General features: G+C 64.6%; 23 protein-coding genes and 1 tRNA gene. 16 read left to right on the top strand and 8 right to left on the bottom strand.

The window, feature by feature from the left end:
• Positions 1 to 29: 29 nt before the first annotated feature.
• From lgt to G361_RS0116160, 4 genes are all read left to right on the top strand, one after another.
• Positions 30 to 1,286 (top strand): prolipoprotein diacylglyceryl transferase, encoded by a 1,257-nt coding sequence (gene lgt / locus G361_RS0116175; RefSeq protein ID WP_019928139.1) that lies wholly within the window; start codon positions 30 to 32, stop codon positions 1,284 to 1,286.
• 71 nt (positions 1,287 to 1,357) lie between these two features.
• Entirely contained in the window at positions 1,358 to 1,885 is a 528-nt protein-coding gene (locus G361_RS0116170; RefSeq protein WP_019928138.1) for a TM2 domain-containing protein, read from the top strand.
• Positions 1,886 to 2,006: 121 nt separating this feature from the next.
• Positions 2,007 to 3,428 carry a pyruvate kinase gene (gene pyk, locus G361_RS0116165; protein WP_026343096.1) on the top strand — a complete coding sequence of 474 codons (1,422 nt, stop codon included), beginning with the start codon at positions 2,007 to 2,009 and terminating at the stop codon, positions 3,426 to 3,428.
• Between the two features lie 13 nt (positions 3,429 to 3,441).
• Positions 3,442 to 4,371 carry an acyl-CoA thioesterase II gene (locus G361_RS0116160; RefSeq protein WP_052172806.1) on the top strand — a complete coding sequence of 310 codons (930 nt, stop codon included), beginning with the start codon at positions 3,442 to 3,444 and terminating at the stop codon, positions 4,369 to 4,371.
• Positions 4,372 to 4,416: 45 nt separating this feature from the next.
• Here G361_RS0116160 and G361_RS0116155 read toward each other — a convergent pair whose 3' ends face one another.
• The 3 genes from G361_RS0116155 to G361_RS43810 all read right to left on the bottom strand — a co-directional run bounded on the left by G361_RS0116155 (position 4,417) and on the right by G361_RS43810 (position 6,321).
• Positions 4,417 to 4,803, bottom strand: coding sequence for a hypothetical protein (locus tag G361_RS0116155; RefSeq protein ID WP_019928135.1), 387 nt, complete (start codon positions 4,801 to 4,803; stop codon positions 4,417 to 4,419).
• A 181-nt stretch (positions 4,804 to 4,984) separates the two neighbouring features.
• Positions 4,985 to 5,611: a low molecular weight phosphatase family protein gene (locus tag G361_RS43815; protein ID WP_019928134.1), complete on the bottom strand. Its 627-nt coding sequence runs from the start codon at positions 5,609 to 5,611 to the stop codon at positions 4,985 to 4,987.
• A gap of 149 nt (positions 5,612 to 5,760) precedes the next feature.
• A complete protein-coding gene (locus G361_RS43810; protein ID WP_036495136.1) occupies positions 5,761 to 6,321 on the bottom strand; it encodes a phenylacetaldoxime dehydratase family protein in 561 nt (186 codons plus the stop codon).
• A gap of 1,119 nt (positions 6,322 to 7,440) precedes the next feature.
• On the opposite strand from G361_RS43810, the gene G361_RS0116135 reads away from it, so the two are divergent.
• The 5 genes from G361_RS0116135 to G361_RS0116115 all read left to right on the top strand — a co-directional run bounded on the left by G361_RS0116135 (position 7,441) and on the right by G361_RS0116115 (position 10,002).
• A complete protein-coding gene (locus tag G361_RS0116135; RefSeq protein WP_019928131.1) occupies positions 7,441 to 7,722 on the top strand; it encodes a hypothetical protein in 282 nt (93 codons plus the stop codon).
• A 16-nt stretch (positions 7,723 to 7,738) separates the two neighbouring features.
• The gene (locus G361_RS0116130) at positions 7,739 to 8,125 is read left to right on the top strand and encodes a hypothetical protein (RefSeq protein ID WP_036494132.1); all 387 of its coding nucleotides are present in this window, start codon (positions 7,739 to 7,741) and stop codon (positions 8,123 to 8,125) included.
• Positions 8,118 to 9,086 carry a hypothetical protein gene (locus G361_RS0116125; protein WP_019928129.1) on the top strand — a complete coding sequence of 323 codons (969 nt, stop codon included), beginning with the start codon at positions 8,118 to 8,120 and terminating at the stop codon, positions 9,084 to 9,086. Before G361_RS0116130 ends, G361_RS0116125 begins: the two co-directional genes overlap by 8 nt.
• A 71-nt stretch (positions 9,087 to 9,157) precedes the next feature.
• The gene (locus tag G361_RS0116120; protein WP_036495135.1) at positions 9,158 to 9,577 is read left to right on the top strand and encodes a roadblock/LC7 domain-containing protein; all 420 of its coding nucleotides are present in this window, start codon (positions 9,158 to 9,160) and stop codon (positions 9,575 to 9,577) included.
• 53 nt (positions 9,578 to 9,630) lie between these two features.
• Positions 9,631 to 10,002 carry a hypothetical protein gene (locus G361_RS0116115; protein WP_019928127.1) on the top strand — a complete coding sequence of 124 codons (372 nt, stop codon included), beginning with the start codon at positions 9,631 to 9,633 and terminating at the stop codon, positions 10,000 to 10,002.
• A 787-nt stretch (positions 10,003 to 10,789) separates the two neighbouring features.
• Here the strand turns inward: G361_RS0116115 and G361_RS0116110 are convergent.
• Positions 10,790 to 10,860, bottom strand: a tRNA-Ala gene (locus tag G361_RS0116110).
• A gap of 752 nt (positions 10,861 to 11,612) precedes the next feature.
• On the opposite strand from G361_RS0116110, the gene G361_RS48360 reads away from it, so the two are divergent.
• Both G361_RS48360 and G361_RS49425 read left to right on the top strand, forming a co-directional pair.
• Positions 11,613 to 13,346, top strand: coding sequence for an AIPR family protein (locus G361_RS48360; RefSeq protein WP_081635398.1), 1,734 nt, complete (start codon positions 11,613 to 11,615; stop codon positions 13,344 to 13,346).
• Between the two features lie 163 nt (positions 13,347 to 13,509).
• A complete protein-coding gene (locus G361_RS49425) occupies positions 13,510 to 14,463 on the top strand; it encodes a hypothetical protein (protein WP_155981473.1) in 954 nt (317 codons plus the stop codon).
• Between the two features lie 1,094 nt (positions 14,464 to 15,557).
• On the opposite strand, the gene G361_RS49420 is transcribed toward G361_RS49425, so the two are convergent.
• On the bottom strand, positions 15,558 to 15,920 hold the full coding sequence (locus tag G361_RS49420; protein ID WP_155981472.1) for a hypothetical protein: 363 nt from the start codon (positions 15,918 to 15,920) through the stop codon (positions 15,558 to 15,560).
• 524 nt (positions 15,921 to 16,444) lie between these two features.
• Between G361_RS49420 and G361_RS0116095 the strand changes: the two genes are divergently transcribed.
• Positions 16,445 to 17,104 (top strand): HAD family hydrolase, encoded by a 660-nt coding sequence (locus G361_RS0116095; RefSeq protein ID WP_026343092.1) that lies wholly within the window; start codon positions 16,445 to 16,447, stop codon positions 17,102 to 17,104.
• Here the strand turns inward: G361_RS0116095 and G361_RS0116090 are convergent.
• Together G361_RS0116090 and G361_RS43805 are read right to left on the bottom strand one after the other, a co-directional pair.
• Positions 17,097 to 18,362, bottom strand: a complete 1,266-nt coding sequence (locus tag G361_RS0116090; RefSeq protein ID WP_026343091.1) for a hypothetical protein — start codon at positions 18,360 to 18,362, stop codon at positions 17,097 to 17,099. The two genes, G361_RS0116095 and G361_RS0116090, sit on opposite strands and share 8 nt — an antisense overlap.
• Before the next feature lie 286 nt (positions 18,363 to 18,648).
• Positions 18,649 to 19,005 carry a GntR family transcriptional regulator gene (locus tag G361_RS43805; RefSeq protein ID WP_231386886.1) on the bottom strand — a complete coding sequence of 119 codons (357 nt, stop codon included), beginning with the start codon at positions 19,003 to 19,005 and terminating at the stop codon, positions 18,649 to 18,651.
• A 690-nt stretch (positions 19,006 to 19,695) separates the two neighbouring features.
• Between G361_RS43805 and G361_RS43800 the strand changes: the two genes are divergently transcribed.
• From G361_RS43800 to G361_RS0116055, 4 genes are all read left to right on the top strand, one after another.
• Entirely contained in the window at positions 19,696 to 20,352 is a 657-nt protein-coding gene (locus G361_RS43800; protein WP_036494131.1) for a histidine phosphatase family protein, read from the top strand.
• Between the two features lie 168 nt (positions 20,353 to 20,520).
• Positions 20,521 to 20,925 carry a hypothetical protein gene (locus G361_RS0116065; protein ID WP_155981471.1) on the top strand — a complete coding sequence of 135 codons (405 nt, stop codon included), beginning with the start codon at positions 20,521 to 20,523 and terminating at the stop codon, positions 20,923 to 20,925.
• Positions 20,922 to 21,536 carry a hypothetical protein gene (locus G361_RS0116060; protein WP_019928116.1) on the top strand — a complete coding sequence of 205 codons (615 nt, stop codon included), beginning with the start codon at positions 20,922 to 20,924 and terminating at the stop codon, positions 21,534 to 21,536. The genes G361_RS0116065 and G361_RS0116060 overlap by 4 nt, the downstream gene beginning before the upstream one ends.
• Positions 21,536 to 21,850, top strand: a complete 315-nt coding sequence (locus tag G361_RS0116055) for a hypothetical protein (protein ID WP_019928115.1) — start codon at positions 21,536 to 21,538, stop codon at positions 21,848 to 21,850. The genes G361_RS0116060 and G361_RS0116055 overlap by 1 nt, the downstream gene beginning before the upstream one ends.
• Before the next feature lie 150 nt (positions 21,851 to 22,000).
• On the opposite strand, the gene G361_RS43795 is transcribed toward G361_RS0116055, so the two are convergent.
• Positions 22,001 to 22,354 (bottom strand): winged helix-turn-helix domain-containing protein, encoded by a 354-nt coding sequence (locus G361_RS43795; RefSeq protein WP_019928114.1) that lies wholly within the window; start codon positions 22,352 to 22,354, stop codon positions 22,001 to 22,003.
• Between the last annotated feature and the right edge of the window lie 5 nt (positions 22,355 to 22,359).

Below are 22,359 nucleotides of genomic sequence, written 5' to 3'. Positions count from 1 at the left end.
GCCGGGCCGCTTCGGCTACGGTGGGGCGCGTGACCATTCCAGTCCTGGCAGACAATGTTGCTGCGCGCGGTGCGGTGTTGGCCTACATTCCCAGTCCGCCGCGCGGCGTGTGGCATCTGGGGCCGTTCCCGCTGCGGGCCTACGCGGTGTGCATCATCGTCGGCATCATCGTGGCGATCTGGTGGGGTGAGCGGCGCTGGCGCGAGCGCGGCGGGCAGCCGGGCGCGGTGCTCGACGTCGCGATGTTCGCGGTGCCGTTCGGCCTGGTCGGCGGGCGGCTGTACCACGTGGCCACGGACTGGCAGAAGTATTTCGGGGCCGAGGGGCATCCGATGAACGCGTTCCGGGTGTGGGAGGGCGGCCTCGGTATCTGGGGTGCGGTGTTCCTCGGTGGCGTCGGCGCCTGGATCGGATGCCGCTCGTATCGAATTCCGTTGCCCGCCTTGGGTGATGCGATCGCCCCGGCGATCCTGCTGGCCCAGGCGATCGGGCGGCTGGGCAACTATTTCAACCAGGAGTTGTACGGCCGTACCACCGAGGTGCCGTGGGGGCTGAAGAACTTCCTGCGGTTCGACCCCGCCACCGGGCAGCCGGACATGATGAACGGCGTCTCCAACGGTCAGGTGGAGAAGATCGTGGAGCCCACCTTCCTGTACGAACTGGTGTGGAATGTGCTCGGCGTGCTGGTGCTGGTGTGGGTGGACAAGCGGTTCCGGATCGGCCACGGCCGGCTGTTCGCGCTGTACGTGATGATCTACACGTTCGGCCGGTTCTGGGTGGAACTGCTGCGCGACGACGACGCCACGCACATCTTCGGCATCCGGATCAACTCGTACACCTCGGTGCTCGTATTCCTGTGCGCCTTCGCGTATTTCCTGTTCGCGACGCGCGGACGGGAGACCGCGGCGCAACTGGCGCCGGGCAGCCGGCGGCCGTGGCCGTGGCAGTTCGCCGCGCTGCGCCGCAGCGCGGCCGATGCGGAGGCCGCCGATTCGGCTGTCGCCGCGGGTGATTCGGTGGCCGCCGCGGTAGCCGATTCCACCGGTCCCGCCGGTGCCGGTTCCGGGGCCGTGGCCGATTCCACCACTACCGCAGCCGGTTCCGTATCCGATTCCGGCGTGGACGCGGCCGAACGGACTGCTGCGGAACCGGTTTCCGGTGCGGTTGCCGGGGACGGCAACGAAACCGGAACGACCCGCGATAAACCGGCCGACGCGGTCGACGACGAGGACACCGGGTCGGCACACGCGACTGCGGCGAATTCGGCCGAGTCGCGCAAGAATTGACGTGCGGGTCGCCGTGACCCGCACGGTACGGGGGGCCCGCGGGCCGACCCGGACGAGCGAGGAGGACGCGCGTGACCGAGCCCAACCAGCCCCAGCCCGGATGGGGCGGGCCGCAATACGGCGCGCCGGGCACCGGCCCGGGGCAGCCGCAGGATCCGGGTGGGCAGGCCTACAGCGGCGGCTACGACCAGTCCGGTGGCGGCTACGGCCAGCAGGCGCAGTACGGCGCACCCGGCTACGGGCAGCAGCCGGGTTACGGACAGCCGGTCGGCGGCCAGCCGGGGTACGGCCAGCAGCCGGGGTACCCGGTGCCGGTCGGCGGCGGTTATCCACCGGACCAGGACGCGCCCTACGGCCGCAATGCGTACGGTGAGCCGTACTCGGACAAATCGAAATTGGTTGCGGGCCTGCTGGAGATCTTCCTCGGCAGTTTCGGTGTCGGCCGGTTCTATCTGGGCTATCCGGGCCTGGCGATCGCCCAGATCGCCGTCACCTGGCTGACCTGCGGTATCGGCCACATCTGGCCGTTGATCGACGGCATCATGATCCTCACCGGCAAGGTGCGCGATCCGTACGGCCGTCCGCTACAGGAGAGCTGACGCCGGTGTCCCCGCCGGTCCTCGGCGGCCACCGGGTCGTGACGCAGATCATGTTCAGTGCAATTGATAGCGATGGGTATGCCGAATCGGTATACCTCCCTCGGCAGACTAGGGTTGACTCGTGATGCGACGGACAAAGATTGTGTGCACCCTCGGTCCGGCTACCGCCGCCGAGGACCGGATCCGCGAACTTGTCGAAAGCGGCATGGACGTGGCCCGGTTGAATTTCAGTCACGGCGAACACGCCGACCACGCTGAGAACTATCAGAAGGTGCGGCGCGCGGCCGACCAACTCGGCCGCGCCGTGGGCATTCTCGCGGATCTACAGGGCCCCAAGATCAGGCTCGGCCGTTTCACCGACGGCAAGACCTTCTGGGCCACCGGGGAGGAGGTGCGGATCACCGTCGAGGACATCGACGGCAGTCACGACCGCGTCTCCACCACCTACAAACAACTGGCCGCCGACGCCAAGGCCGGCGATCGGCTGCTGGTCGACGACGGCAAGGTCGGCCTGGTCGTGCTCCGGGTCGAGGGCAACGACGTGGTCTGCCGGGTCACCGAGGGCGGCCCGGTCTCGAACAACAAGGGCGTATCGCTGCCCGGTATGGACGTGTCGGTTCCGGCCCTGTCGGAGAAGGACATCGAGGATCTGGAGTTCGCGCTGGAGCTCGGCGTCGACTTCATCGCGCTGTCGTTCGTCCGCTCGCCGGCCGATGTCGAACTCGTGCACGACATCATGGACCGGGTCGGCCGCCGGGTACCGGTGATCGGCAAGCTGGAGAAGCCGGAGGCCATCGACAATCTCGAGGCCATCGTGCTCGCCTTCGACGCGGTCATGGTCGCGCGCGGCGACCTGGGCGTGGAGCTGCCGCTGGAGCAGGTGCCGCTCGTGCAGAAGCGGGCCATCCAGATGGCCCGGGAAAATGCCAAGCCGGTGATCGTCGCGACCCAGATGCTGGAGTCGATGATCACCAACTCGCGGCCCACCCGCGCCGAGGCGTCCGATGTCGCCAACGCCGTCCTCGACGGTGCGGACGCGGTCATGCTCTCCGGTGAGACCTCGGTCGGCGACTATCCGATCGAGACGGTCCGCACCATGGCCCGGATCGTGCACGCGGTGGAGGCCGAATCCTCCACCCGGGTGCCGCCGCTGACCCACGTGCCGCGCACCAAGCGCGGTGTCATCTCGTACGCGGCGCGCGATATCGGCGAACGGCTCAACGCCAAGGCGCTGGTGGCCTTCACCCAGTCCGGCGACACCGTGCGGCGGCTGGCCCGCCTGCACACCCCGCTGCCGCTGCTGGCCTTCACGCCGCTGCCGGAGATCCGCAGCCAGCTCGCGCTGACCTGGGGTGTCGAGACGTTCATCGTGCCGTCCGTGGCGACCACCGACGAGATGATCGGTCAGGTCGACAAGGAGCTGCTGTCGATGAATCGGTACCGTAAGGGTGATCTCGTGGTGATCGTGGCCGGCTCCCCGCCGGGCACCGTCGGGTCCACCAACCTGATCCACGTGCATCGCATCGGCGAGGAGGACCACTGATTTGAGCGCGACGCTGGGCGAGTCACGGGAGTCCGCGCACCCGCCGGGCGGCGCGCCGGAGGCAGGCGACCTCGGTGAGCTGCTCGGCCTGCTCGATCTGGAGCAGGCCGGCGAGGACGTGTTCCTCGGTCACCATCCGCGGAAGGTGTGGAGTCGCACCTTCGGCGGGCAACTGGTGGCGCAGGCGATCGTGGCCGCCGGCCGGACGGTGACGGCCCCGGGCTCGTCCCGGCAGTCGCGTCCGCTGCACGCGATCAACGCGCATTTCGTGCGCGGCGGAGATCCGAAGCAGCCCATCGAGTTCCGGGTGCAGCGCATCCGGGACGCGCGCAACCTCGCCAACCGGATGGTGGTCGCCAGCCAGGACGGCGAGGAGCTGTTCGTGATGCTGGCGGCGTTCCAGGACTGGGTGCCCGGTCTGGAACACGCCACCGCGGCGCCCGATGTGCCGGGCCCGGAGGGGCTGGTCCGGGTGGAGGAGTCCTTCGCGGGCTTCGAGGACAAGCTGGAGATGTTCGTGAAGGCCCCGCGCCCGATCGAGATGCGCTTCGCCAACGAGCCCGCCTGGATCCTGAAGAGCACCGGCGGCACCCTCGAACACAATCGGGTGTGGATGCGCGCCGACGGCCGGTTGCCCGACGATCCGCTGATTCATGTTGCGGCACTGGGCTATTCGTCCGACACCACGGTGCTGGATTCGATCATCACCACGCACGGGCTGGCCTGGGGGCTGGATCGGCTGCTGGCGATCACGGTCAACCACTCCATCTGGTTCCACCGGCCGTTCCGGTTCGACGAGTGGGCGCTGTACGCGACACAGTCGCCGGTGGCCGCGGGTTCGCGCGGTCTGGCCACCGGACACTACTATTCGCAGTCCGGTGAACTGCTGGCCACGGTGGTGCAGGAGGGTTGTATCCGGCACTGGCCGGCGCGTAATCGGTAGTGCGGCCGGGAGTTCCGGCCGACCGCCCGGAAGCGCTCGCGGCGCTCAGAGGCTGGTGAGGCGCTCCGAGTTCTCCTCCATGTCGAAACTGTCGCGGCTGCTGGCGTGCAGGACGTACGGCACGGCGGCCGCACCGCAGCCGTATCCGGTCGAAATGCCTTGTACCAGACGGCGTTCCAGGTCGATCAGATCCGCCTCGGTGAGCAGGTCCGGGGCGCCGACGAGGCTGAGCGCGATCTCGTAGGTGCCGCGGGTGCCGGGCTCGGCCGCCGGATTGTCCAGGCGCCACCGGGTTTCGAGCATCGTGTGGGCGTGGTGGTCGGCGTCGACCGGGAGGGTGAAGCGCCAGGCGAAGACATCACGGTCGGCGACGTGATCGTCGACCACGCGGCGTACGGTCGCGACGACGCGCTCGAGAGTTTCCGGTGTCACATAAACATGGAGCGAAACATCCGAAATGCGTTTCGGCATGTCGTTCAGTCCTGTTCTTGTGTCGAACCGTCGGCTGCGGAAGTGTTCGCGGGAAGTGTAGACCCGAATACTCGAATTGGCGAGAATCAGGCGTGTCACCGGCCCGGGTGTGCGCGGGTCGTCCGAAATGTCGTGGAAACGCTCAGGCGTGGCGGCCGATTCCGAGGTGCCGCTCGAACGGCTGTGGCTGGGCCCGTCCGCCCGGCAGCACGACCAGGCGCGGCCGTCCGCGCTCGTCCGTGCCGCGGCCCTGATGGATGTGCAGGGCCAGCAGCAGCGGCACCACCGCACCGGCGATCCGGTCGCCGATCTCGCAGTACTTCTCCGGTGACAGGCCGACCGGATCGGCGATGTTCTCCCGTCCGACCAGGGCGAGATCGTTTCGGGCCCGGTCGATTTCGGTGACCGTGCGGGCCCCGCTGACCCGCGCGATCCGGAACGCCTCGAGCAGCGTGAACGTCCGGGTCGCCGCCGATGCCACGAGTTTGCCTACGTCGTCACGGATGTGGTCGGTCATCGTGAGGATCAGGTCCGCGCGCTCGATCATGGCCGGCTGCAACCGGCGCGCCTTGAATCCGCTCGCATCGCCGCCGAGTCCGGTGATCGCTTGCGCGGCAAGCGGTTCCACCCCGAATCCGACCAGCGCGCGGGTACCGGCGCTCTCCGCGGTCAGGTCGGTCAGCCCGTGTTCGGCCGCCAACGCCGTGGTGAGTCGTTCGGCGATGACCGAACGACACACATTGCTGTTGCAGACGAACAGGACGTGCATGGCAGTACGGTAGGGCGCGGGATGCGGAATCTGAAGCCGATCACGGGCGAATCACAGTCCGGCGGGCGAGTGTTCATCCACTGGTAGCCAACCGTCGCCGACCGTTAGCCAGAAGGTCGCTCGAGTGGGTAATCCATTCGGTCGCCTAACTATTCGTCGCGGGGCGCGGGTGCGGCCGGTTCGTCGGCATAGTAGGTCTGCTCGGCAATCACGGGGGCGGCGCCGCCGGCGGCGTCGTGGCCCCGGGCGGCCGCCCCGGTGCCGTGGATGCGGCCGCGGGTGGAGAACAGCCGCCCGCGCGACGGCACGGTCGGCGCGAACCGGGCCAGGCCGGCGGGCGTGGACATGTCGTCGTACATGGCGTCGATGCCGCCCCGCGCGAAATAGGCCTCGTGCCAGAATCCGGTGCCGCCGGAGTCGCGCAGGAATTGTTCCCACCACTGCCGGTGCGGATCGCTGCGCGTCCATCGCTCCAGGCTGTCCAGATCGCGCCAGTACTGGCGCGCGCCCCAGTGCGGCGGGAACAGCGACCAGATGATGTCGTCGTGCCACAGCAGGCCGTCGGGCCGATCCCGGTGCGACCGATACAGTTTCGGCCCGACGCCGAGCAGCCGGGCCGTGCCGCGCAGGGTGTGCACCCGCATCCCGAGATATACGACGACCAGATCCGGATATCCGGACAGGTCCGCTGTCAAGCGCTGTACTCGCACTGTCACGTCCTCCACGAAGCGTCTCTACGAGAACTACGGTGCCGGTACGGGTTCGGTTCGACGATACGAATGCCGGTGTGTCGTGCGGGTTCCCGCGGTCCGGCGGGATGCGGTCCGGGCGGCGTCGAGGCGCCTTGCTTGTCCGTTATGCCCGAATCGCGAAAAGGTAGCCAGCAAATCGACCGAGTGGTATCGAATTAATTTCTCGGAAGCGGTTGCTTGAAATCAGCAACGCTGACAGGATGCTTGTCGTACGGCAATCACGGGGATCGTGATCAACCGCCGTATTCTCACCGACTCTTCCCTCAGGACACCTGTTGAATAATGTGCGCAGGCCGTGGCGGCCACCGAAGTTCCCGGCATTCTTCCGATGTTCGCCCCGCTGATCCACCCGCTGCGCGAGCGTGCAATTTCGGGTGCACGTGCAGCCGGTGCCGAGCGGACCGAATAGCTCCCCCTCTCCCGGGATTCGAACCATGACGTCCGGTTTCGGAACGGGTTCGGCCCATGGCCGGAAAGCATCACGACATGTGGTGGTCGAATTGTCGAATGCTGCCGCCGAACGGTTTACCGATATTTTACGTGTCCTCGGCGATCCGGGCGGTGTTTTTCCTCTCGTGCGCGGCGCGGTACTCGCCGTCAATTCTCCCGGTGCGCCCGGAATGCCCGAGCCCCGGCCCCGGCATACGGTCGCGGGCGCCGCGGAATTGTCCGCGCCGCGCCGCGCGGTGACCCACGATGCCGCGTTCACCGTCGCCGCGGACCGGATCGGGGACCGATTCCGGGCGGCCGCCGACAGCGGCCCCACGGTCGTGATCGCCGTGCCACATCCCGGCGCACCGATCACCGCGAACGCTCACCGGTTGCGGGCCCAGGCCGCGCGGCACCCCGGTGATCGCCCGGCCCACACCGAATCCGGCGACCCGCTGTCGTGCCGCCGCGCGCCCGGACAGCCATCGTGGCGTCGCGACCCCGGGCCGTGGCGAACGCCGCCGCGGCACCCGGACGACCGGAACAGCCGCCGCGACATCGCATTCCCGTGGTGCCGCGGCGGGGCGCGGGCGGAATCCGCGAACCGTATCCGGCTCCCAGCACCGGATCCTCCACAGAAAGGCGCAGATGAACTCCCCGACGACGAGCGGCGATCCGGCCGGACAGGTCGGATCGCCGGTCCGAAATCCGAGGACGGAGGCGCCGGAACGGATTTCGGCCGGCGCCGTCGACGGGTCGACCGGCAGACGGCCGGGCGCCGTCCCGGCGCTGCTCCGGGGCCGGGACGTGGTGCGGATCGAGGAGATCCGGACGCCGCGGCGGGCAGTTCGCCCCGCCCGCCGCGACGCGGTGGACGCGGGGACGCTCGCGCGGACCCGGCGGGTCGTCCGGGAGGCCGGCCGGTCGTGACGGGGCGGAGTACTCGGTGACGGGGATCGACGGGTGTCTGGACGAGATCATGGCAATACCGGGGGCGCGCAGCGTGACATTGGTGGACGGGGCGAGTGGACTGGCGATCGCGGCGGCCGGTTCGCACGATCCGCTGGACGAACACGAGGACGCGGCCGGCACCACCGACGTGGTGCGCGCGGTCCTCGGCTGTCCGGCGCTGGCGGTGGGTGACGACGGCGGCGCCGAGCTGATCGTCAGTGGCGCAACACGATTCCATCTGCTGAATCTGGTGGACGGCGACTACATCGGCCGGCTGTTCGTGCACGCGGTGTTCGATGCCGAGGGCGGTAGCAATCTCGCGTTCGCGCGATTCCGGGTGCGGGCGATCCTCGCCGAACTGACCGGAGGCGGCCATGGGTGAGGCGCTCATCACGGAACTGCGGCGGATGGCCGACGAGCGGTCCACCGGCACACTGACCGTCGGCGACGGCGTCCTGCACTTCGCCGACGGCCGGATCACCGGCGCCGGCTGCCCGCGCACCCCCGGCCTGGAGCAGTTGGTGGTGACGACCGGCCTGGCCACCGCCGACGACTGGCAGCGCGCGCAGGCCGGTGATCCCGGCCCGATACTGCGCCGGCCACGGCTGCAGATGCTGGCCATGCTCGCGGTGTTCGACGCCGCGTATTTCCTGCTCGCCGAACCCGGGACGCCCGAGTTCCGCCCGGCGCCCGCGCAGTGGCTCGCCGCCGTCTGCCGGATCCCGCTCGAGGTGCTGGTGCACGAATGCGATCGCCGCCACGCGGCCGAACCCGGATCGTGGCCGCTGGAACTGGTCGACCGCGCACCGGTGGTGCCGGCGCGCCGCACCCGGCGCAAGCGGGTGCCGCTCACCGGCGGCGAGGCCGAGATCCTGGCGGCCGCCGACGCCCGGCGCAGTATCGCGGGGATCGCCGGGGATCTGGGCCGCACCAGCTACGGCTGCCTGGTGGCGGTGCGGCGGCTGACGCGGGTGGGCCTGCTCGAGGCGCCGAGTGCCGCCCGGCCGCCCGCGGTACCGGCCGCCCCGGCCCCCGCCCCGGCCGCGCTCGCGCCGCTGCCGCGCCGTCGCCGGATCACCGTGGTCCCGCCGGAGGCGCCGCCGCGCGCGCCGGGACCACGCCACGCCGCCGCCGCGGATCCTCCGGAAAACGCTGCCGGACAACATGATTCGGCGCCGTCCGGTGCGGGACCCCGCCACGCGGTGCCCGCGGAGCCGGGCGAGACCTCGGCACCGCGCGCCACCGTGGCGCCGGCCGAGGCCGCCGCGGTGCCGGAGATCTGGAAACCGGTGGATCGCGAGTTGCTGGTCCGGCTCAGGACGGCGTTGGAGGAGTTCGTGTGACCTTGCGACTGCGGCGGAACACACGCAGCACCGTGCTCGGCGAATTCATAGGGAGGTTTACCAAGGTGGCGATGCCCGGATCCGAACCGAATCCGAAGGTGCTGGCCGAGTTGCGGGCGCTACGGGAGCGACTGCCCGCGCTGACCGGCGCGCTGGTCGCGTCCAACGACGGGCTGCTGGTCGCGCACACCCTGCCGTCGCACATCGAGCCCAACGGCATCGCGGCGCTGGCGGCCTCCCAGCTGGCGGTGTCGCATCGCCTGGTCACCACCGCGCACGGCGGCGGCTTCCACGAGGTCGTGGTCAACGGCACCGACGGCTACGCGGTGATCTACGCGGCCGGCTGGACCTCGCTGACCGTACTGGCCGGACCCGACGTGAACGTGGGCCGGCTGCACCTGGAATCCCGGCCGGCGGCCCGTGCGATCGCCGACCATCTCAAGCCTGCCGTGGCCGAGCCCGGTACGGACCGGATCACCGATACCGGATGAATCACCAACCCTCGCAGCGAAGAACCCGACGGAAACAAGGAAAAGGAATCGGCATGACCAATATGGATCTCGCCCTGAAGGACATGATGACCATCGACGGCGCGGTGGGGGCCGCGGTCGTCGACTACGGCAGCGGTATGGCCCTCGGCATGCTCGGCAGCTCGAAGGCACTGGACCTCCAGGTCGCGGCGGCCGGCAACACCGAGGTGGTGCGCTCCAAGATGCGCACGATCGATCAGCTCGGCCTCAAGGAGGAGATCGAGGACATCCTGATCACCCTCTCCGCCCAATACCACATCATCCGGCCGATGACCGGACGTAAATCCAAGGGCCTGTTCCTCTATCTGGCACTCGACCGCGGCCGGGCCAATCTCGCCCTGGCCCGGCACCGCCTGAAGACCATCGAAGAGGAACTGGAGGTATAACACGACTTCGCGATCGGATCGCGCGGCACATGCCCGGAAAGCCCGGGAGAAATCGCACGGCGGCGGTGCCGGAATTCACCGCCGGTACCGCCGGAAAAACTGTGCCGAGTGTGGGACTCGAACCCACACGTCCGTGAGGACAACGGTTTTTGAGATTGTACCTCTCGACGTTTGCCTGAGTTGACGGCTGTTGGTGGCGACCGCGGGGGTCGGATGACCAGGCGATTCGCTCGTTGGGTTCGTTGGTCGGAATCGGTCGCATCGTGGGCTGCTGCGGACCAACTGCGGACGGGAATCGGTCGAATAGCGCTGGGAGGTCACCGGCCGCCATGTTGAGCCATGCTCGGCCGAGTTGACGGACAGGTTGCGACTGTGGCAGGATGTATTGCCCCCCGGAGGTACGCCCGGAGCGGGTCCAACTTAAAAGTGTGGTGGCACAAGGCAGTTCGTTGCGTGTGGTTTGGGCCTGGAGCGTCGCATGCGGCGTTGCTGGCCGTAGCTGCGTGCAGCTCGTTCTTTATCTTCGGTGTTTTCCCCGCCCTGGACGCGAAGTTCGGCGGCTCCGCGGAGCCGCGTGATTCCAGCAGTACGGAGAAGTCGAAGGGAGGCGCCATGAAGAGTGAATTGTGGAACGCTTTCAAGAACGTCTTCTACGGCTTGCCGGGAGGTCTCCTGATTCAGGCCAGACGTAACGAGCTGCTGCCACCACCACCTACCCCTACCGTCGTGGGTCGGTTGGTGCCAGAGGTGATGGAAGCGGGATGACATTACGTCATCCCGCTTCTTGTGGGCCGGGCGGGATTCGAACCCGCGACCGTCCTCCTGCGAAGGGGGTGCTCTATCCGCTGAGCTACCAGCGATACCAGTGTACGACCCCGGTTCGAGGTGGGTTCGAGCGGTACCCCGGGTCGGTTAGGCTGTGTCTGTCGGTGGCGAGATCAACTGCGGCAGAGTGGGGCCGGGAATATCTGGCGGTATGTCGGTGGTATCCCGGGTGGCTTTGGAGGCACTCGTTTACAAGTCGACTACCCGGTGTCCGCGGAGGTACCGCGTTTGTCCATACTCCCACGTGAGGCAGCTTCTCCTCCGCGGAAGTCGCGTCGCGTCCGTGGCGATCCAGGCGACTTGTGACACCGCTGTGACAACAGCTGGACTGCATGGATTCGGCAAATGTCCCGGACATGTGCGCTCTCAGTTTGGGAATCAGGAGTCTGGGCGGGTGAACAGGGCTTACCCAGGTCAGAGGGTACACACGGGTGCCGCGTTCTACCGCTGTTGACCTGGTATCTGGCGCGGTTGTGGCACTCCAACTCTTCCTTGATCGTCTGCCCTGGGGGCATGCTCGGGTCGGATTCCGTGGTGCTCCGTCTGGTCGTCGCGCCACAGGGCGTTCGGTATCCGACTGCCGGGCTACGCACCGAGTCCGCTTGCGGCGGTAGTCGTCCTGCTCCCCGAAGGCTACGCATACGACTCGAAAGCGATCGCCGGTATCGCAGAGGATCCGACGACTGGCGTGTGTTCAATTTCCAAACGCGTGCCCCAGGCTGTAGATTCGGCGGCAAAGAAAACGAGCCAACGTAGACGCTATCTTGAATGCAAGAGGAGGTTAGATGGATCGCATAACCAAGGCTTACCTAACCGAGTTTCGGCAAGATCAGTCATTGCCGAAATCCATGTCAGATGCCGATGCGTTCGAGCGCTTCGCCATCTACTGCGCTGTCTCAAACGTTTACGATGAAGAATTCGACCTCCTCGAACTCCAAGTTGGCGGGGGAAACGATTTAGGCATCGACGGAATCGCCATCATTGTTAATGGCGTTATAGTGACGTCGTGTGAAGAGGTAGGCGATCTTCTCGACATCAACAGCTTCCTGGATGTCAAATTTCTATTCATTCAAGCAAAGTCGGCAAAAAATTTCGATGACGCCGAGATCGGTATATTTTTCGACGGTGTTGACGATTTCTTCTCCGAAGATCTATCTACTCCTACAAACTCCGATATCAGCGCTGCCCGAGAAATAATGAGCTATATCTATGATAAGAGCATAAAGTTCAAGGGGCGACCGCCGGCCGTGGAGCTGGCGTACGTTAGTACCGGCACATGGTCGGGGGATCCGCATTTGGTGAGCAGGGCCGACAAGCGCCGTAAAAAATTGTCAGATACTGGCCTTTTCGGGAGCGTGACATTTCGCCCGGTAGGTGCCTCTGAGGTGCAGAAAGCATACGAGCGTTCGAAGAATAGTGTTGAAGTTGAGTTCAATTTCGTAAACAAAACACTCATTCCTGACATAGACGGGGTGTCCGAGGCGTATCTCGGGGTGGTGCCCGCTTCCGAGTACTTTGAACTCATAACAGATGAAACGGGAAATATCCGGCGGACCCTCTTCTATGATAACCTCCGAGATTTTCAAGGCGACAACAAGGTTAACGTTGAGATTAAAGCGACTCTGGAAGACCCAGTAGGACAGCAGCGTTTCGCGGTATTGAACAATGGAGTCACGCTCGTGGCTAGGGAACTGCGAGTTGTCAAAAATAGATTCACCGTCCGGGACTATCAGATAGTAAACGGTTGCCAGACGAGCCATGTACTTTTCAATTTGAAGGGAAGACTTGGCGACGAAATATTCATCCCGTTGAAGGTAGTGGCGACGACAGATGAGAAAATTATTAGCTCCATTATCGTTGCCACCAATCGCCAGACCGAAGTAACCGCAGACGATCTTATTTCCCGAGGAAAATTTCAGGAGCAACTCGAAGCGCTCTACGGTGCGTACCCTGACAAGAAGAAACTTTACTACGAGCGCCGTTCAAAGCAGTATGCTGCTGTTAGCGGAATCGAGAAGGTGCGGATTATCGGAAAATCCCAGCAGATAAGATCCTTCGCGGCAATGTTTCTGGATGAGGCACATAAATCGACGCGATACTACTCCGATTTATATAACCTCATCGGTGCAAAGATATTCAACGATAAACACAAGAAGGAGCCGTATTACGTAGCCGCTTATGGGTTCTATAAGCTTGAGTACTTATGGCGAAATGGACTCATTCCGGTTTATTATAAACCTGCAAGATTTCAACTCTTGATGGCTCTCAGATATGTCGTAAAGGGAGCATCTATGCCTGACCTAACCGCCAATAAGATCTCTAGATACGCGGACGATATCGCGGAGATATTATGGTCGGATACTGAGGCTGTTGCAGCGTTCAAGAAGGCGATAGAAGCTGTAGACGCTGCCGTTGGCGGTGCGTCGTTGTCACGCGATCTCGTTAAAACTCAGAGCTTTACGGATGCTGTGAAAGCTGCGGCGAATAAGTTGGGTCCCTCTCGTGGGAGCGCACACTAAAATCATCTAGGCGAGCACTATGCCCGAGGATCGAGTTACCAGCGCGGCGTGGCGCAGTCGCACGGTTCGGGCCGCAGTCTCCGATGCGCGTATCAGGCAATGGGGAAGAGCAGGATGCCGAAAACCGGTAGAGCCGTCTGAGCAAGACCGATAGCGTTGAGATATGCGACACACAGTCAACGACCCTGACCCGGCAACGGCCGCTCAACTTGAAGGGTTGGCCGAGGTTTTGTCAGCTTGCAGGGAAGCGTTCCTGCGCATCCGCGATGACTACCACTGGACGCCCGCTGCCGGATCTGCTGCCGGTCACGACATCGCCGAGTATGAGCGGCTCGGGATTCCCGATTCTCATATCGTAATGGAGACTGTCTGTAGTGGTCTACAACACGCTGCAAACAAATGCGGCGGACTGCGCGGGTTGATACATAGCCATGAGGTGTTCGGGACCGTCGAAGAACCGGCGCGGGCGACTCTGGAAGCGTGCTCATACGCTGTCTGGACGATCGGTGATAATCCGCTGATGTATGACGCAAAGGGTCGATTGGCGCGTACTTACATTCTTAACCGTCTGAGCACAGTGAAGGCTAAAGAGGACGCTAAGCGGTTGGGAGGCAAGGGATCAGACGCTTACGTTGAAGCAGACCGGAAGTTCAGGGCGTTGCGGGCTGAGATTGAGAAAGCTTTTCCTTCTACGACCGGCAGAGACTTGGACCATCCGATTACCATCAACGGCGAGGTTGGGATTGGGCTTACTGAGGTGGTCAAGTGGTTTTTGGCCCAAATCGTCAGATTCGGCGGCGAGAATATGACCCCCGATATCGCCGAGGGCGTGTATGGGTTCCTGTCCAACAGTACGCACCCGACCCTTTATGCTATCCGGCAGCGGATGAGCTACATTCCGCATGCTGGCCATCTAGTTTCCGAACAGAAAGTCACCATTCGGCACCTCGTTGACTTGACGAAGTTTGCAGTCGGCGCCATCTACAACGCACTTTCCTGGATGCATTTATACGCGGGGTGGAATTTCGACGATAACGAGGAATTCGCCACGGTCATCCGGCGCACTCTCCCGGGTTTCTTCCATGACCCGGAAGCGGAAGTAGCATCCAACGTGTGAGTCGATCTGTAAACTCCGGCCATCTGCGGACGCGCGGACCGACACTGCCAGGAGGCGCGAATCACTCAACCGGGCAAAGTGGTTCGTTTAATGGGTGACGTCAAGGTGTCCTCGATGCCCGGATGTCGTCGAGCGACTAGCTGACTTTTTCTTGACGGCGCCCACCACTCCGGACAATGGAGATGTCTGATCTTGTTCGACGAGCGTGGGCCTGCTCGAGGCGCAGCGTCTTGGTCAGAAAGGTATCGAGGCGGATTATCCTGGCAGCGAGGAGTTCAGAACGGACTTTCGCTCGTTGCCACCGGCCTTCCGGTGTTTGTTGCTCGCTCAAACCAGTGACACGATCTCGCCATCGACGGAGATTTTTACGCCACCAGGGAAGCGTCACATACCGTTCAGCCCATCCTGTCACTAGGGTACCTTGCCCAAAAATACCAAGGTGTTGCTCTTTGAATATCCACACTTCACTTCCGTGGCCTTCAACTCTAACAGGGAGAGTGGGGCCTATTGGAACGGGATGTTCCTCTTGAGCGAGATATTCATAGTCGATGCCTGCCGTGCCGGCGCGTAGTCCAATGTTGGCGATTGTGCACGCTTCTGCGCCCGTGTTCACTATCACCAAATGGACGGTCTCGGATACCGAATCGGGAGGTTCAAGCTTGCTTGCGACAACTTGGTCTGAGCCCATGACTACAGATGACGCCGTGCGAGTCGGCCCGGCAGAGATGCTGATCGTTATATGCACAGACTTCTTGAGGACGACAGCAATCCGCGGCCATCGGAGCCATGTAAGGACAACGTTCCAGGCAAGTGCCACCAGTGATAGCAAAAAGCCCAGGACGCCAAGAGTATTCACGTCAACTGACGATAGTTGCTGGACAAGCGGTTTGTCGCGGATAGGTCGTCTATCCGCCATCTCATGACTGCTCTCCCCCGCCTTCCTCATAGATGCCGCTCTCTGTGGAGGTCGGTCGTCTCAAGGATGCGCAGCACCGCGTAGCGGACACCCGGAGGGTGGTCCTTGACTCGTTCGGCCGGAGCGAACCATTCGGCTATGAGGAAGGGCGGGGTACCAACGCGACCCCGGTTCACGCCTACGGGGAAGGTGGGGGCTGCCTGGGTCTGCGCTGGAATGCCTGGTCGATCTGCTCGCCGAAGAGGTCCCTTTGACCAGGGGCGGCCGCTGGCAGCAGCTGACGTACCCGTTCACGGACATACGCCCAGAAGCCGCGCCAGCGGGCATTCGTGATCCCAGCAAGACGACCGATCTCCCACTCGATGGCCTTGTCGAGGACGGCGCGTTGCTCGTCCGACAGGTGCTCGCTGTCGTGCAACTCGACTAAAGCTCTGAGCGCTTCGTATGGGGTCTTCCGCGCACTGCGGACGGCGACGCTAGCAGCGATAACTGCTGAGATGATCCCGCCTCCCCAGCCGAGAACGATTTGCCACCACGCCATCGGCACATCTTGCCATCGCAGAAAAGTCACCAGGCAATCCCGCTGCGCTGCAACCAGGGCCCCGCGACGACTACAGCTGATCGGGTTCGAGGTGTTGACCACAGCAGGTCGACTGGTGATGGTGCCGGCGGTTCGCAATCGGCTGCGGGAGGCCGAGTCGGGTACGACTGTTTCGCGCCCAGCACCGCTCGGTCATTGCAAGGTGAGCCGCCGGGGAACGAGCGGCAGCGGCGTGAAGGGCGGCCACCGACGCGCCGGCGCGCCGCGGCGACCGCTTTTTGGGAGCCGCGCTGCGCGTCGTAGCGTGGCGGTGGCGGCCCGCAGGGCCGCTGCCGCTCTTGAACCTATACAGCGAAATTCGGCAGTACTACAACGTGTTCGGTTGTCGTGGTTCGACTGATGGTTGACACACTGGCTTCACCCGACGCTCGACACCGACCGCCGTGGACTGGATCGCCCGACCGTGATCGTTCGGGGTGAAGGCCCCAGGGCAAGAAGCCGAGCGCGGCAGGTACCGTGACCGCATGATTTCGGCCGTTGTGTTCGACGTTGGCGAGACCCTGGTTGATGAGACGCGGGAGTACGGGACTTGGGCGGATTGGCTCGGCGTGCCACGTCATACGTTCGCGGCGGTCTTCGGCGCTACGATCGCGACCGGCGGGAGCTACCTCGATACCTTCCAAGTGTTCAGGCCGGGGTTCGACCTGGCGAAGGAGAGGCAGGCTCGGGTCGATGCTGGCAAGCCGGAGTCCTATAGTGAGGATGACCTGTATCCCGACGTACGTCCTGCGCTGTCGGAGCTACAGCGCCAAGGCATCTGGGTCGGCATCGTCGGCAACCAGACTGTGCGGTCCGGCCGTATCCTGCGCAGCCTGAACCTGCCCACCGACTTCATTGCGACCTCGGACGATTGGGGTGTCGAGAAGCCGTCCGCGGAGTTCTTCGCGAAGGTCGTGGAGGCCGCACCGGCGCCTGCTGGCGAGATCGTCTATGTCGGTGACCGGATCGATAACGACGTGGCGCCGGCGAAGAAGGCCGGTATGCGCACGGCCTATCTCCAGCGCGGGCCGTGGGGATGGATACTCCGGGACAAGCAAGAGGTCACGGACCTGTCCGATTGGAAGATCAGTGATCTCGGTGAGCTTCCGGAAATCGTTGCCGCGGAGAACGTTTCGGTTAGCTGATCAGCGAATTGACTGTGGTGTGCCAGTCGTACAGCCGATCGTCCAGGGCTCGCACGGCAGGTACCGAGTCCCACTCGCGCAGTGACTGACGGACGGTCTTCACCCGATCCATCCCGGTGGCGTACCAGGTTCGGCTGAGGATATCGAGGGCCTGCTGTAGGTAGGTGCAGGCCAAGTCCGGATCGCTTTCCAGGACTGCCGCAGCCGCGGCGTCGGCCAGGTATATGGCGCGCTGTTTGACCGACTCTTCGGGCAGCGCGGCCAGTACCTGTTCCAATGTCTCCCGTGCTGCGCGGGCCTGCCCTGCGACCACCAGTGTGTTGCCCTTGAAGCCGGCGAGCCGAAGTGGTGAGAACCAGTCCAACCAGGCTGGGGAGGCGTTCGTCTCGGGATCGTGTTCTTCGTAGGTCGCTTCGGCGTGCTGGATCAGGCTGAGTGCTCGGCGTGTATCCCCGAAGCGGGTCTCGACTTCGGCTTCTACCGCGTCGAGCCAGGCAAGCATTTCGGCACTGCCGTTTCCTCGGCGTGCGAACGCTCGCGCGGCCCGCATCTTGTCCCGCGCTTCTTCTGCTCGGGACGGGTCGCCGGAAAACGCAGGTGCAAAAGCCATGTGGGCCAGTGCGGCTGCTCCGAGCAGTGGATCGTCAGCCTCGTGTGCAGCTTGAAGCGCGAGCACGAAACTCGGTTGTGCCTGGACAGGCTGCTGAAGGTCGAAGAACTCCAGGCGCCCAGCCAGCAAGCTTGATTCCGAGATGGCACGTGCCAGCATCGGCTTCGCGGACTCGGGCACCTGAGACAGCAGGTCCGCCCCCAACGCTGCGTGCTCGGCGACTGATCGGTGTAGTCGTGCGGGCGGTATCGACCAGTAGAGGTGCCGTTGCGCGACCGTGACGGCCATGAAGTCGGTAGCCACCGATGCCGGCAGTGTTGCGTTGCCGGTGGTGAAGTGTCGAGTCGCCCACGTTTCCGAGGTCGTACCTCGGGGAGCCGGGCCGCCGTTGGAGGCTTCCGACCAGGGTGGGGTGAAACCCAGTTCGCCGAGTGGCCGTCGAAACAGGGCCTCCAGCACGGTGGCGTGTTCGGGCTGCGGCCAGGGCGGCTCTGTGGACTCCCATCGACGAACAGTTCGCGTATTGATTGCGACACGTAGTCCGATGCTGCGTGCTGTCTCGTTCAACGCGTCGGCAAGCGCGGATTGAGATCGATAGCCAAGTGATTGCCGCGCGGCGCGTAGTGCTGCGTTTCCTGGAGAAGTCACCCCGCCAGTGTAGCGCCATAAGAGGACATAGGGCAGGGCGTAATCTACAAGGTGGCCATCGAATGTCCTCTTGTTTGGCCTTCTCTGTGCATTGCGGGTGATGCACGCTTGCTGATGTAGCCATTAGGTCGGTTGGGACGGGGAAGGAGTCGCGACGTGGCTGATCGGACGGAGCGAGATGCGGCGGGGTCGTCCGGGCCTGCTGGCGAAGATGAGCGAGACAATGCGAGTTTGTTGGATCGGTTGGACATCATCTGCGCCCGCCTGGGCGTGATCGAGGACCGGCTCAGGAATCTCGGGCCGACTCGACCCGAGCGAGGCGAGCTTCTAGGAGGTCGAGCCGGCTCATGATCGCGTCTAGCTGCTGGAGTATGACGGGGTCTGTGGGGATGCCGGCGTTGTCGGCATCGTCTGCGGGGCGGGTGCGGTAGAAGGTACCGCGTCCCTGCCACGAAACGATCAGACCTTCGTTGCGGAGTACGTCGATGGCGGAGCGCACGGTTTCCCTGGCGACTCCCCATTGTTCGGCCACTTTCGGCACGGACGGCAGCTGCGCGCCCGGCTCATAGGCGTGGCGTAGTTCGTCGGCGATGCGCAGATAGACAGGCCGCGGGTCGTCGGGGTCCATCAGTCGATCTGTCATGAAAACTAGTTTACTCATATGTTCTAGACAATCTCAGCAACCCAGTAGTCGGCCAGTTACTACCCATTCACCGGCCTAATCCATATGTACTAGGTAACCTAGTCTTCGAATATTCGGATTCGGCACCGCCTCACTCACCCGGAGACGTTATGTTCGGCCTTCCACCATCCAGCCACGCCGCGATACCCGAGGACCGGATGACCGATGGTTCGGCTCATCGGGTCATGCAATCGCATCTCGAGTGCTCGATCGAGGATTGCGCCGTCAAGGCGCAGGCGCATCGGCATCTGGTGTCCGCGGGGAAGCTCGTGCCCGCCACCGACCCGCACTTCGGCTACTGACGGCGGGAAACACTGTGAACGACAGCAAGTTTCACCGCGCCCCGGTGGGCAACGCGATGACCGCCGCCGAGCAGCACGCGGCTATGAACGATCCGCTGCACACTCACTGCACGTATGACACCTGCGAGTTGTGGCGGTATTGCTGGCTGAACCTCCGTGCGCTGGGGCACGCGCACCCGCAGGAATCCCCGGAGCGTTGCCCGCAGTGTCGCGCCGACGCCCGTACCTCGATGACTTCCCGGCCAGCGTAAGGATTCAGGGCCGCTGTACCGGGAGGAAGGGGTAGCCCCCGGCGTTCGACAGTGCTCGGGGCGGGGGCTATCACCTTCACACTTCCAGGAGAACGACAGTGACAGACGACCAGGCGCCGACTCGCCTGATACTCGTACGCCACGGCGAAGCGCACGCCAACATCGACGATGTCGCCGCTGGCGTCCGTACCTGCCGCGGACTGACCGATCGAGGCCGCGAGCAAGCCAGCCGACTCGCCAAATATCTTGCTAGCCAACAGGATTACGGGATCGACGCCGTGTACAGCAGTATTGCGGCCCGTGCGAGGCAGACCGGGGAAATCCTCGCCGCTGCCCTCGATCAGCCGGTGTTCCCTGCGCTGTCGGCGCCGAACTACGGCGAAGGGGAGGGGCGGCCGTGGCCGGAGATCATCGCCGGATTCGGTGACGCGCCCGCTCTGCACCCGGACCAGCCGCTTGCCCGCGGTGCCGAATCGTGGACGACCTACCAGCGTCGCACCGGCCGTGACCTGGCCGACCTCGTGCGCCGCTACCCCGGTCGAACCGTCGCCGTGGTCGGCCACCGCGAGACGGTCATGGCCGCGTCGATGAACTTCTTCTCCCTGTTGCCGTGGGCGCGCGCGGACATCACGTTCACCGTGGACTACACCGGCGTCACCACCTGGGAACACGCTCCACTGCGCCACACCAACCCGCCCAACGGCCACCGGCGCTGGAACCTTGTGCGTCACAACGATACTCGACACCTCGACTGACCTTCTATGCTTCCTGGTCCGCCCTCTCACTGCACCAGCGCGGACCGGGAACCCGGAGAGAGCAAGGGGGTTTCCGGCCCGGCCAACCCGCGAACCGGACGCAGACCCGGTCCGCACCGGAAACTCCTTCTCTCACCGGAAACCCTGTGCCGCACATACCGTTTCCGTGTGGCACAGGGATCGAAGCCCCGGCGGTACCCGGCCCACATGGTGCCGCCCTTCACCCAGTCGGGTGCCGCCGGGGTGATCCATCACCGATTCATCGCTTGTGGGGAAATCGTGACCGCACTACCTGTTGCCGCGCTCGTTGTGTGCGCGCACACCGACGTCGACCAGGCACACCGGCTGTGGCGCCGGCACCGTGCGTGCACTCCGCACACCTGTGTCGTCAAACGCGCCGCCCTCCAAATCCTGGTTCTCGCGGGCAAAGTCGTCCCGCAAACGGTGAGCCTGCGTGACCGGGCCGCCGGCCGAGGCATCGACCTCGAGGACCCGCCCGAACCCGCTGCCCCGATGCTCACGCTCGGCACCGCTGAACTGCTCGCCATGCTGGAAGGACTCGCCCGCACATGACCAGCCCCACTCCCACCCCTACCGTCTCCGACGCGGCCCGGACGTTCGTCGGCCTCACCGTCGCCGGCGACACCTCACCCATGTCACTGCGCGCCGTCGCCACCGACACCTACCAGTCCTGCGCCATTCCCACCTGCGGCACTCCGGCCGATCTCGAGCAGGGCGACCACGCTGTCACCGTCTACACCCTCACCGAACCCGCCCTCCCCTGGTGGAGCACCGTCGAAATCCATTTCTGCGGTATCGGTCACGGCGAACTCGTCGCCCGGCCCACCGCCGCAGTCCTCCAGCCGGTCCCGCGGACCGGCACCCGTGCACCGACAGATCCGCGGGTGTTCGAGATCGTAAGCATCGACAGGCGGCACCGCAGTGTCCTGGAAACCTTCGGGACCGGGATCGCGCAGTACTGTGTGCGCTGCCGCCGCCCCCAGGGCCTGGCCTGGTACGAACTGCCCGGAAACGTTCGTGCCGCGATCCCACCGTGGTTCACGCATTGGCTTGTGCTGGTGGTCCATTGGTGCGAGGGGTGCGGGTACGGCGAGATCAGGCACTACAGCTCCACCTGCCTCGCCGAAGCCGTCGCGCCGGTCGCTGATCGGGGGAGACGCTGATGACGACCGCTGCCACTGTCGCTGTCCTGCACGACAACCACATGTCCTACCTGCACCGTCGTGCTGCTGCGCTGCTGTTGCAACTGGCCGAGCACCCTCAGGGGGACGGTTGGGCGTTGCTGCGTGAAGAACCCGCGGCCGTGGTCCACATGGCCGCTATCGCGTTGCACGCCACCGCTACCGAGCTCGCGCAGCAGCAGAACACCAGTCTTCTCGCGATCCTGGAACGCAGCGGTCTCCGTACCTGCGCCACCGACGCCTGCGGTCACGGACTCAGCACCGCCGATACCGCCGTGATCGCCGCCCACCTGTAAAACGTTCGGCCTACCCGTCTTTCTCGTGCGGGAAGACCCGGAACCCCGATGCCACCGTCGAGTATTCCCCTCGAGGCATCGGGGTTCGTGCCGTTCATGCCTGCCGGTCGCCGGCCCGATCCTGGAGCCTTTCGTGACGCCGGTTCCGGGTCATGCGGTGTCGAGTGTGCAGCGCTCGAGGCGGTGTTCGACGGTGGCGAGCCGGTTCTCAATGCTGTTAAGGCGCGCGAGTATGGCTACCAATTGGTGCGCTATCGGATCGTCGGCGGGATCGTTGTCGGGGCGGGCTTGGTAGAAGGTCCCTTTGCCGCGCCAGGACACGACGAGACCTTCCGAGCGCAGTACTTCGACGGCGGAACGGATTGTCTCCCTGGCGACTCCCCAGGTTGCCGCCAATGCCGGCACCGACGGCAGCTGCTTGCCGGGTTCGTGGGCGAGGCGCAGCGAGTCGGCGATCCGCAGGTATACGGGCCTCGGGTCGTCGCTGGGTGGCCGGTCTGCCATGCCGT

It is taken from the genome of Nocardia sp. BMG111209, assembly GCF_000381925.1.
In the GTDB taxonomy this organism is placed as follows: domain Bacteria; phylum Actinomycetota; class Actinomycetes; order Mycobacteriales; family Mycobacteriaceae; genus Nocardia.
Note: the sequence above shows the minus strand (reverse complement) of the source record. Positions and strands in the feature narration are given on the sequence as shown.